Below are 12,589 nucleotides of genomic sequence, written 5' to 3'. Positions count from 1 at the left end.
TTAAGTAACATAAATTAAACGGTTGGATATATTATGAAATTAAACCACGCTAAACTTTTATTAAGTCTTGCTATATTTTCACCGACATTATTTGCGGCTGCAAATGGCGTTGAACATACAGATACAGCCTTATTTGATAAGCAAGTGATTAAGTTATCACCTTTATCTGATGTTAGATCTAGCATTAACGAAACTAGTGCAGAACAGTATATTTCTGTTTTACAAAAACATCATAATAGCGCTACTTTTGAAGCCAAATTAACAGAACTTACTCTTGCTAAAATAAAAATGGCTGATGGGAATGTTTATAATCGTATTTTGTTACCAGATGGTGCCGCACCAAATGACCCAGGAAAGCCAAACCTAACAGGTTATCGCCAGCTAATTCAGATACCAGATGGAGCTCAATTAGAGCTCGATATTCAACATGTTGAATGGTCAAAAACATATAGCGATATGGTGGTTGATCCTGTTCAGCTCCCTTTCCCTGATGTAGTAGAAGAAAACGGAAATCGACCAGACCAAAACATGCCATTTGTTAAAGATGAAACGGCCTATCAAGCATTAGCTGAACACTCACTTCCTGTAATCTCTGTGGTTGAGACAATACGTGTCCGTGGTCAAAGTTATGCGGTAATCTCATATCGCCCAATTGATTTTAATCCAATAGAAAAAACGGTCCGATTTGCACAAAATGTTCGCTTTAATGTTAACTATGTTTTACCTGAAACCGCAGAACCAAAGCGTCAAGATAAACTTAGTTTTGATAAAAATAATGGGTCAGCGATTGATTTAAATAGCGAACATATAGATGTTATAGATAAACAGAATTCAAATAATAATGCTGTATTAACACCCGCTCAAAAAGCCGATTATTTGATTATTACTGCTGATAGATTTGAAGAAACATTAGTTCCTTTCGTTGAATGGAAGCGTAAAAAAGGTTACCAAGTTCATGTCGCGACGATCACTGAGGTCGGTAATACTCAAGATAAAATAAAAAACTACATTAAAAACTCGTATAGTAAAGGAACAATGACATCTTATGTGCTTTTGGTCGGGGATCATGAAGATGTGCCTGCTTATGAGGTAGTAGGGCATCCTTATCATGGTGATGCACACCGTTGGCATACAGATTATGAATATGCATTGGTTGATGGAGATGATAATTATGCAGATATCGTATTAGGCCGTTTTCCTGGAGATACCGAAGCACAAATTACAACCATGGTTAACCGTAGCTTGAATTATGATAAAAACCCGGCTGATTCAGATCGTTATAACCATGTTTTACTAGCAGGACAATATCAAGATAGCAACGATAACAAAGTTGCAGATCGGATGTTTATGGAAGATCTTCATCGTGCTGCTGATTTTTTAGGGGCAGATTATGATTTCTTCTCAGGTGAAGGTGATTTATTTAGTAAAGGATATCAAATCCATACGGCATTACAGTGGGATGCAGATTTAACTAAAGAATTAAAATATGGTGGTTGGAATTATGGTACTGCTCGCGTTACACCACCTAAAACGGTTCCACAGGTTTGGAAAGATCAAGGTAACGGAAACCATATTCAAATTGCAGATGCTATTAATCAAGGTGTGGGGTTTGTTATGCATCGAGACCATGGTTATGGTGACGGTTCTGGTTGGGCAGACCCTCATTATACGGCAACGGAAGTAAACGCTCTAACTAATAACAACATGGCCCCATTTGTATTTAGCTTAAACTGTGCAACAGGCTGGTTTGATGGTAAGGACTCGTTTGCAGAATCGTGGATGCGTAACGCGAATGGCGGTGCTGTTGGATTTACAGGCGCTGCGAGAGTCAGTTACTCTGGCTATAACGATTTAATGCATGCTGCTATTTTAGATAGTCTATGGGATGACTATGATGGTAATTGGTCGAGTGATATTTATCCTGTTTCATGGCGACCAGCTATGGCTGTAAACCGAGCTAAAGATCGTCTTTTTGGACATTATGGCACGCAGAATAATACTGCAGTATTAACTTCACGTTTCTTTAGCTGGTTTGGTGATCCAGAACTTGAGCTAAGAACAGAAAGACCAAGTGAGCTTACCGTAACTTACCCAGCACAATTGCAGAAAACATCGCAAGCAACTTTTGATGTTATTGTCCGTGAAGGAGGTGATCGTTTAGCAAAAGCTCGTGTTGCATTAGTAACAACCTCTGGCCAATCTTATGTTGTTACAACAGATGAGAATGGCGTTGCTCAATTTGATATGCCAGTAGAAGGTAATATGAGCTTAACGGTAACAGAGCATAATGCCAAAGCATACCAAGGAAATATACAAGTAGAAAATGATGGTTTGAAAGCTAATGTTGGTAACGATATTACCGTGCAAGCGCATCAATGGGTTGCTTTAGATGGTACTCAATCAATTATTCCTAAAGGGAGCGATGTTACGTATTTATGGCAACAAATTTCAGGTCCTAAAGTACGTATTGATTATGCAAACAGCCGATATGCTTATGCTATCAGCCCTAATGATGGCTCTGTTGTACAATTTAAATTAACTATAACAGATAAATCAGGTGTATCTGATTCTGCAATTAAAACGATCACAGTTGGTGTAATGGATAATAACAAAGCACCTATTGCAGTTGTTCAAGATATATGGAGTAGCCCCAATCAATGGGCTGCATTAGATGGTACAGAATCATCAGATCCTGACGGTAATGTTGTAAGTTATCAATGGGAACAAATTAGTGGACCTAAAACAGAAATTGCATATCCAAATACTCGATATGCGTATGTATTAACGCCACATATTGAAAGCTCGTTAACATTTAAATTAACCGTAACAGATAATGAAGGAAAAACATCATCTTCAAATGTCACAGTGACTGTTAAAAGTTAATTCGTTTATCTTTTATTTAGTCTTTTTTAGGTAGATAGAACCTTTAGATAGATTAAAGGTTCTTAATTAAAGGTAAAGTAAGGTTGGGGAAACCTTACTTTACCGATAAATACTATTAGCTTGTTTATTATATTAATGCTTCACACAACAAAGAAATTGGATGAATCGTAGTAACATTAGTATTTTCTTCAATCTGCCATTTACAGGTCTCACAATCGGTAATGGCATAATCTGGCTTAGCGACTTTTATTTGGTCAAATACGTTTTTACCAATAGCGATTGAAGTATCGTAGTTTTCTGTTTTAAAGCCGTAAGTTCCTGCTAGACCACAACATTCACTATCTAATACCTGTACCTCTAAACCGGGTATCGCACGTAACAATTCGATGGTGTAAATATTGCCGCCACTGCGTTCTAAATGACAAGGCGTATGGTACACAATCTTCTTATTAAGTGGTTTCATTTTAGGACCACGGCCGTTCATGATCTCTTTTAATATGAAGCGGGTAACGTATTCGATTTTCTTCGCTACTTTGCTATTATCTACATCTAATACGTGTGGGTACTCTTGTTGTAACGTAAATGAACACGTTGAAGAGGTTGATAAAATTGGCACATCTCTGCGCTCAATGGCGGCTTCTAAATTAGCGACATTAAACTCGGCGTTTCTCTGTGCTTTTTTGTGAAATCCATTAGCAATTAATGGCACACCACAACATTTTTCCTTATCTAATAACTGCACGCCAATGTGCATGTTGTTCATGACCTTAATGAAATCTTTACCCAGTTGTGGATGGTTATAATTTACAAAGCAACCATGGAAATAATGAACTTGTTGCTGATAGATTGATTGATCTGATACTTCTTTTTTATACCAACGGCGGAAAGTACCGTGAGAATACTTAGGCAGCGATTTATGGTCATGGACCCCAATGGTTTTGTGCATCACTTTTTTAACTAATGGCACGCTAGTCATGGCATTTACAATAGGGGCAACAGGCGTTGCTACTGAGCCAAATAGATCAGTATGACTTAGTACAAAATCACGGATCCCCTTCATGTTATAAGCCGGTTTTCCGTGTATTCCACGAGCTACCGCAATCATGTCTCCAATTCTAACCCCTGACGGACAAGCGGTTTCACAACGTTTACAATTGGTGCAAAGTTTTAAGGTTTCATCATAATATTCTGGGCTTTTAAAACGTAAACGCTCACCATCAGGTCCACATTGTTTTGGACCGGGGTAATTAGGATTCTCTTTAGCAACAGGGCAATACACGGTGCATACGGTGCATTTTAAGCATTGATCAAAGCTAGTATTTGCTGGTGCTCTAAAAATTAGATTGTCTTTTGCAAATCTGTCTTTTAATAGATCAGATCGAAATAGTGGGCTGCTCATAATGCGACCTCTTGTTGTTTCATTTTATTGTCTGATAAAAACTCAGGTTTTATTTGCTTGATTATTGATTCGGCAGCATGAAAGCCAGAACTAATTGCCACACCACTGCCGCTACCTTCTAATACAGGGTTATAACCAGATAAGATGGCACCTGCGCAATAGAAGTTATCAATAACATGACCTGATTTTATCGCTTGTAGTTGTGACGTCGTTTTTACACCCATGCTTAAAAACGGGTGCGATTGTGGACTAAAAAAAGCAGAGCTGTACCAATCTGTTCGAGAAGCCGTTTGATCCATATCTAAGCCAAAAATAGGCTCTTCCATTGAATCTGCACTTGCTTTTAAGCCTTGGCTAAAGAAACTGCCAGTGGCTAGTACAAACTGCTTTGCTTGTAGTGGGAAGTCACCATGATTTTTAGTAAAAATTCGGTTTAATCGGTAATGTGAATGTTCAGGATCTTCTTTATCAACGTAAGAGAACTCTCCTTGGATAACATGATCTCCATTGAGTAGCGTTCCACCTTGATCTATGAAAGCGTGTTTCATGGTTTCTTCTAATCGAATACCCAATAATGACGGTGGCATGGTTGGAACTTCACATAAAGTCAGTTGAGTTAATGCTTCAATTTCTTTTAAAAGTCCCAAGCCTTTGCCATTACCAAAGATAGCAGGGATCACGACAAGATCACCGGGGTTGGCGTGTTGCTGCAATGCATGTGCAAATTCTTGTAGGTTCGCTCGTTTTGCTAATAATCGAGAAAGATCAATGGATCGTAACTCACAGTGATTACGTTGAATGTCATTAAAAGCAGACAAAGAGACGGTTGCTGTTGAAATTTCAACCTCAGATAATTGAGTGATTTGCTTTAAGTTATCTTGCGCCAACTTTGGTTGAAAATCACGAAAGCCATCCACTGTGATCAGTACGATTTTTTGCACTGTATTATTTTCTAATGCCATCGGGAATTGATGAACAAAAGGTTGTGATAACCATGTTGATTTCATTGTACCTAAAGGCGTTAATCGATAATGATTACATCCGTTTGCTTGGGAAGCTAATGGAACGCCAATACTAGATAACGTTGCTTGGTACCAATCAATTGCACGATTTACGGTTTCTTTTCCTAATGTGGCATAAGGATGTTCAGGGTAATGAGTTGAAAATCCATCAATTGCTGACATTGGGTCGATAACATGCGTGCCATCGGGTGTTTTTGCTAATACATCAACAGAGCCTGATGAGAAGTGTAGGGCACTTTGACCAGAGGCAATCACCGCTGTTTTTAATCCGGCTTCTAAGCAGCGTAGAGCACAACTTAAGCCAGCCATGCCACCGCCAATGATAATGGTATCGAAATTCATAATGTTGCCTCTTGTTCTTTTTGTTGTTGAGACGCTTCTGTTTGTTCTGACGTTATCGCTGTATCAGTATTGGTGCTAGCGGTTGGTATATCACTTGCGCCAAATAATCCCTCATAAATCCAATAGCTGAATTCTGCTTCACGCAATGCATCACCCCAAAAAACGGGCTTAATGCCTTTCCAGCGTTCTTCTAAAAAGTGCGTTAATAATTGGCTTGATTGATTGCCAGAGACTTGCCCACACTCTTCAAAAAGCCCAGCAGCGCGATACGTACATAACTCGCCTTGGCACGGTCCCATACCTAAACGGGTACGACGACGAAGATCAACCAGGTTGTGAACATCTAATTGATTGATGGCGTAGTTAATTTCACCTTGAGTCACCATTTCACATTCACAGATCACCGCTTGATCTTTAGCATTATCAGTTAAGAAGCTTTGTGCTCGTTCACCGTGACGATAAACCGCACTTTGATAGACCGGTTTTGCAAGGCTTGCGGTTTTTTTCGCTGCAATAGAAGCACTGTTTGAGCCAGGGAGTGGACGAAGATGAGTGGTACATTCTTGAGTGTTTCTTAGTTTTTTCGCCACAAGATCGGTGGTCATTTCAGCCATTAAACGAGAGGTCATTAACTTACCACCCGTAATGGTCGTAAAGCCGTTCAGTCCGTCTTTTTCTCCATGGTCAAGTAAGACAATCCCACGACTTATATTACGGCCAGATCCATCATCATCAACAGCGACTAGCGGACGAACACCAGCATAAGCACGAAGTACTCGAGTATTCGCCATAATAGGGGCAAGTTTCGCGCCTTCGCTTAGTAGGATATCCACTTCTTTAGCACTGACATGAAGGTCATCTATTTTGTCATAATCAATATGCTCAGAGGTTGTTCCTATTAATGAAATAGTGTCACCCGGTACCAAAATATCGGCGTCAGAAGGTTTACGGCAACGGTTTATCACCAAATTATTTATACGATAATCTAAGATCAATAATGAGCCTTTAGCTGGGAACATCTTGATACTTAAATCAGCGTATTCACAAATGTTTTGTCCCCAAATACCTGCGGCGTTAATGACTTCTGAAGCAAATATTTCAATCTTTTGGTTGGTTCTAACATCAATGCAATTAACCCCAAGTACTGTGTCTTGGTGACGAATAAGCGAGGTGACATGAGTATGTGTGAGCAAACGAGCGCCATTTTCTTTCGCATCAAGTACATTTGCCGCACATAAACGAAAAGGGTCAAGTGTTCCATCTGGTACTTGAACCGCACCAATTAAGTTAGGGTTGACGTTTGGCTCAAGTAATAAGGCTTCTTTAGGCGTGAGTTGTTTCGCGTCAATACCAGCAACTTGGCATGACTCAATAAACTGCTTTTGAAAATCTAAATCATCATCTGGAAGAGAGATAAATAGGCCTTGAGTATCTTCAACACAGTGCTTTGCGATAGTTTTTAGGATCTTATTTTCATGGATACATTCTTTGGCGGATTCATTATCAGTAACGGCATAGCGAGCCCCTGAGTGAAGTAAACCATGGTTTCGCCCTGTGGTTCCAGAAGCTAAATCGTCTTTTTCAATCAAAATGCAATCGATACCGCGCAGAGCACAGTCACGCATAATCCCCGAGCCTGTCGCACCACCTCCAATGATGATTACGGAAGTTTCTAATCGAGACGTTTTGTCCATAATTCACTCTCTTTTTACCACTTTTTATGTATGAATCTATGATGGTATTTATCTTCTACACTTTCTTTGATTTAGCGCAATTATGCTCGTTCGCGCTTTCGTTTTATTTTCGCGATGGTACATGAGTCACATGTTTTTCATTAAACGAAGGCTTTTTATGAGGTTTTACCCGATGGTAGAGAGAATAATTTGCGCGTTTTCGAATGAGTCAGCCTCAGATTTGCGATGCACTTCAAATTGCATAGAGATCAAATGATATAATCAAGATAATTAGTAATAAATCTAGGGTACTGAATGATGAAAATAACTATAGATAACCAAACATTCACTATCGATGAAGAGTTAACACTTTTAGCTGCTGCAAAGGAATGCAATGTCGAGATCCCGTCACTGTGCGGAAACAATATCAATGGTGAAAAAATACCGTGTGATTTGTGTGTCGTAGATATTGAGGGGCAAGGTATTCAACGCGCTTGTGAAACCAAAGCGATTGAAGGTATGAAAGTGATTACTTCGTCTGAAGCATTAGTGAAGCGTCGACAAAGTGCATTGAATCAAATTCTTTCTGATCACTACGCAGATTGTGAGGCCCCGTGTCAAACGGCATGTCCTGCTGGCGTAGATATACAATCATATCTGTACCATATTTCGCAAAATGATCACCAAAAAGCGATTGAAGTTATTAAACGAACATTACCAATGCCATTATCGATTGGTCGCGTTTGCCCTGCTTTTTGTGAAACCGAGTGTCGCCGTGGATTAGTTGATGAACCGTTGGCTATTCGTCAGTTAAAACGTCACGCTGCGGATGCAGACTTGAATGCGCAGGAATCTTACGTACCACCGAAAAAAGCAGACAAGGGTAAATCTATTGCTGTGATCGGTAGTGGCCCTGGAGGCTTGACCTGTGGCTATTACCTCACTAATGAAGGTTACAATGTAACGGTATTTGATTCGATGCCTAAAGCCGGTGGTTGGCTACGTTATGGTATCCCTGAATATCGTTTACCAAAATCGATTCTAGATAAAGAAATTGAACTGATGTGCCGTAATGGTATGGAGATCCAAACCTCAGTTAAGTTAGGTGAAGATTTCTCATTGTCTCAATTGAGTGATGAGTACGATGCTGTCTGTTTGGCTGTTGGTGCCTCAAAAGCGGTAGAAATGCATTATGAAGGCAGTGAACTTGGTGGCTGTTATTTAGGTGTTGATTACCTAAAAGACTATGTGACTGAATCTAAACTGATCACTGGTAAAAAAGTGGCTGTGATTGGTGGTGGTAATACTGCAATTGATTGTGCTCGTACTGCGGTGCGTGATGGTGCTGACACTACGCTTATTTATCGTCGTACTCGTGAAGATATGCCAGCTGAAGATTACGAAGTGGTTGAAGCTGAACATGAAGGCGTTAAATTCCATTTCTTAACTAATCCTGTTGAGAATATTGCGGATTCAGAAGGTCGTGTTACCCAAGTTCGCTTAGAAAAAATGGCATTGGGTGAGCCGGATGCGTCTGGTCGTCGTAGTCCAAAAGCAACTGGTGAATTCTTCATTGAAGACTTTGATACTGTAATTTCTGCGGTATCTCAAAAACCAGATTTAAGCTTTTTAGAAAATGACAATATTGATTTGCCGTTAACACGTTGGAACACGGCTGATTCTAATAGTCTAACCATGCATAGCGGTGTGAAAAACATCTTTAGCATTGGTGATTTCCGTCGCGGGCCAGCGACAGCGATTGAAGCGGTTGCTGATGGTCGTATTGCGGCTGAAGCGATTGATCGTTTCTTTAAAGGTGATATGGAAAAAATTCCAACCAAACAGTTTAATTCTCAAAAAGAGAAGAAGACGAAGCAGGTTGATCCTCAGTACTTTGAACATATCCAAAAAGCGATGCGCGTGATCATGCCTGAACTTACGGCTGAGCAGCGTGAGCAAAGTTTTGAAGAAGTCGAAACGGGCTTTGATAATGCGGATGCAATTAGTGAGGCAGAACGTTGTTTAGAGTGTGCATGTCAGGCAAACAGCAACTGTGGTTTACGTGACTATGCAACGGAATACAAAGCCAATGAAACCGATTTAAGCAACGAAAGTAAGCAGAAGTTTGCTATCGATACTAGCTCTGAATTCATTGTGTTTGATGCGAACCGTTGTATTAGCTGTGGTCAGTGTGTCGAAGCGTGTAACGAAAAAGGCGTGCATGGTGTATTAAGCTTCATGAAAAATGAAGATGGTACCAATGCTTCTCGTCCTGAATGTCGTGCTGGTTTTGAACACGGTTATGACATGGGTAACTCAAACTGTGTGCAATGTGGTGCGTGTGTTCAAGCCTGTCCTGTTGGTGCATTGGTTGATTCCCGTGATAAATCTCAAGGTCGAATCGAAATATTAAAACCAGTTGATACGATTTGTACTTATTGTGGTGTGGGTTGTAAGTTAACCATGATGGTTGATGAATCAACAAACAAAATTAAATACGTTCAAGGTGCGAAATCGTCTCCGGTAAACGAAGGCATGCTGTGTGTGAAAGGTCGTTTTGGCTTTGATTTTGTTAGCAGTGATGAACGCTTAAAAACGCCATTAATTCGTAAGAACGGTGAGTTAGTTCCAGCAAGTTGGGAAGAGGCGATCACAGTAGTCGCAGATAAGTTCACTGCAATTAAATCTCAACATGGCGGCAATGCATTAGCGGGATTCTCTTCTGCAAAAACGACCAATGAAGATAACTACGCGTTCCAAAAATTGGTACGTCGTGAGTTTGAAACCAATAACCTCGATCATTGTGCACGTTTGTGTCACTCAACTACGGTAACGGGTTTAGAAGCTTCTATTGGCAGCGGTGCAATGACCAATGATATTCCAAGTATCAAGCATTCAGACCTGATCTTTATTATTGGTTCAGACACGACATCTGCTCACCCGATCATTGCCTCTCATATTAAACAAGCCATCCGCCATCACGGTGCGCGTTTGATTGTTGCCGATCCAAAGCAAGTGGATATTTCTGATCACGCTGAGCTGTATGTCGCGCAACGTCCGGGTACGGATGTCATGCTACTTAACGGTATTATGCAACAGATCATTAAGAATAACTGGCATGATCAAGCGTACATTACTGAGCGTGTTGAAGGCTTCGATGAACTGAAAGCAGAAGTGATGTCAGAGACATATTCGCCGGAAAAAATTGAATTAATCACCGGCGTGAAAGCGCAAGATGTGATTGAAATGGCGCGTTATATTGGCACTGCCGAGCGTACTGCAATTTACTATTCAATGGGTATTACGCAGCACACTACTGGTCATGACAATGTTCGCTCTATTGCTAATTTGCAAATGTTGTGTGGCAATATTGGTATTGAAGGTGGTGGTATTAATCCACTTCGCGGTCAATCAAACGTACAAGGTGCGTGTGATATGGGCGCATTACCAACGGATTTTCCGGGTTACCAAAAAGTGGAGAATCCTGCGGTTTACGAGAAATTCGTAAAAGCATGGAACAAGCCAAACTTACCAAGTAAGAAAGGCTTAACGTTAACCGAAATTATTGATGCGGCGTGCCATGAGCAAGTGAAAGGTTTATTTATTATGGGTGAGAATCCAGTATTAAGTGATCCTGACCAAGCGCACGTAATTCACGGTTTAGAGACGTTAGATTTCTTGGTAGTACAAGATATCTTCATGACAGAAACGGCAGCGTATGCTGATGTGATTTTACCATCGTGCTCATTTGCAGAAAAAGCGGGGCACTTTACCAATACTGAGCGTCGTGTTCAGCGTATTTCTCCGGCAGTTAATCCTCCGGGTGAAGCGAAAGAAGATTGGTGGATAATTCAAGAGATTGCTAATGCAATGGGCGGAGAGTGGAATTACCAATCAGTTGAAGACATTACTGAAGAAATCACTCAAGTGACTCCTCAGTACCAAGGGATGCATTGGGATGCTATTGGTAAGAATGGACTTCAATGGCCGTGTAATGATGCTAATCCGCAAGGAACTCGTATCATGCATAATCAGCAGTTCTTACGTGGAAAAGGCCAAATGGCAGCGGTTCCATTTAGATATGCGGCAGAACTTCCGGATGAAGAATATCCGTTAGTATTAACGACGGGACGTTTATTAGAACAGTACCATACAGGTACCATGACGCGTAAAACCAAAGGGTTGAACAACCTTGCTGGGCCTCGCGCCATGATGAGTGTGGCAGATGCTGAGCGCTTAGGTATCTCAAACAGTGAAATGGTTCGAGTATCAACACGTCGTGGTACGATTGAAGCGCCTGCATTTGTGACTAAGCGTATGCAAGAAGGCGTGATATTTGTTCCGTTCCACTTTGTAGAAGCGGCGGCGAATAAATTGACCACAACAGCACTAGATCCTCATGCGAAGATCCCTGAGTTTAAAGTAGCAGCGGTGAAGGTTGAAAAGGTATTAAACCCAGAGCCTGAAGTCTGCGTATAAGTATGTAATAACGTAAAATAAAATGCCCGATGGTTATTAATCATCGGGCATTTTTTATAAAATAATTCGAATGTGATGCTCAAGCATAGGCTGATTCGTTTTGTAACTTGTTTTTTAAATTGTTTTTTAAATTGTTTTTTGATTTCTTAAATATTTTATTATAGTCAAATTCTTCCATAGATTTCTTATTTAAATAAATCCTAACACATTTGTCTGAGTTGATTAGTAAGTCTAAAGGAAAGAAAGGTTTAAGCTATTTTGATGAAAAAATAGCAAGGGACTTTAATCGGCTTAAATACATCGAAACTCATTTAGTAAAAGCGATTTCTAAGAAGTCATTTTCAATACATTTACAACCTTAAGTTGAAGTTAAATCAGGAAAAATTGTTGGTTTTGAGTCATTAGCTCGTTGGGAAGTAAGTGAATTTGGCAATATTAGTCCAGTGGAATTTATTCCAGTAGCAGAGCAGCAAGGTGTTGTGAGTGATCTCGATCTCTTGATTGCTGAAAATACAATATTAGTAACAAAGTATCTTATAAATAAAAACCTAATTTCCAACAGTTTCTGTGTTAGTTTTAATTTTTCTATTGAAACATTACTTAATTTAGAAGTTATTGAAAAGCTAAAATTATTTATCATCGAAAATGAAATAGCTTCGCATTACTTCCAGATAGAATTAACAGAGACACAATTAATTTCAGATAAAGAGCAGGTTCTTCATATCTTAAATGACTTGAAATTGTTTGGGTTTAGTGTGTAGTGGCATAGTGAATTTGGCCACCTAATTAGA

General features: G+C 39.9%; 5 protein-coding genes and 1 pseudogene. 3 read left to right on the top strand and 3 right to left on the bottom strand.

Annotation, left to right across the window (positions count from 1 at the left end; all coding sequences use genetic code 11):
* The first annotated feature begins 33 nt into the window (after positions 1–33).
* Positions 34–2,883 (top strand): C25 family cysteine peptidase, encoded by a 2,850-nt coding sequence (locus ACU5DF_RS04165; protein WP_446711897.1) that lies wholly within the window; start codon positions 34–36, stop codon positions 2,881–2,883.
* A gap of 127 nt (positions 2,884–3,010) precedes the next feature.
* Here ACU5DF_RS04165 and glpC read toward each other — a convergent pair whose 3' ends face one another.
* From glpC to glpA, 3 genes are read right to left on the bottom strand one after another with little or no spacing between them, the layout of a single operon-like run.
* Positions 3,011–4,282 (bottom strand): anaerobic glycerol-3-phosphate dehydrogenase subunit GlpC, encoded by a 1,272-nt coding sequence (glpC, locus tag ACU5DF_RS04160; RefSeq protein WP_446711896.1) that lies wholly within the window; start codon positions 4,280–4,282, stop codon positions 3,011–3,013.
* Positions 4,279–5,646: a glycerol-3-phosphate dehydrogenase subunit GlpB gene (gene glpB, locus ACU5DF_RS04155; protein WP_446711895.1), complete on the bottom strand. Its 1,368-nt coding sequence runs from the start codon at positions 5,644–5,646 to the stop codon at positions 4,279–4,281. Before glpB ends, glpC begins: the two co-directional genes overlap by 4 nt.
* Positions 5,643–7,340, bottom strand: a complete 1,698-nt coding sequence (gene glpA / locus ACU5DF_RS04150; RefSeq protein ID WP_446711894.1) for an anaerobic glycerol-3-phosphate dehydrogenase subunit A — start codon at positions 7,338–7,340, stop codon at positions 5,643–5,645. Before glpA ends, glpB begins: the two co-directional genes overlap by 4 nt.
* 294 nt (positions 7,341–7,634) lie before the next feature.
* Between glpA and fdhF the strand changes: the two genes are divergently transcribed.
* Complete coding sequence (gene fdhF / locus ACU5DF_RS04145) at positions 7,635–11,798, top strand: formate dehydrogenase subunit alpha (RefSeq protein ID WP_446711893.1); 4,164 nt, start codon at positions 7,635–7,637, stop codon at positions 11,796–11,798.
* A gap of 374 nt (positions 11,799–12,172) precedes the next feature.
* Positions 12,173–12,559 (top strand): annotated as a pseudogene (locus tag ACU5DF_RS04140) (EAL domain-containing protein); the annotation flags it as partial.
* Positions 12,560–12,589: the final 30 nt, after the last annotated feature.

Source organism: Aliivibrio wodanis (assembly GCF_052920805.1).
Note: the sequence above shows the minus strand (reverse complement) of the source record. Positions and strands in the feature narration are given on the sequence as shown.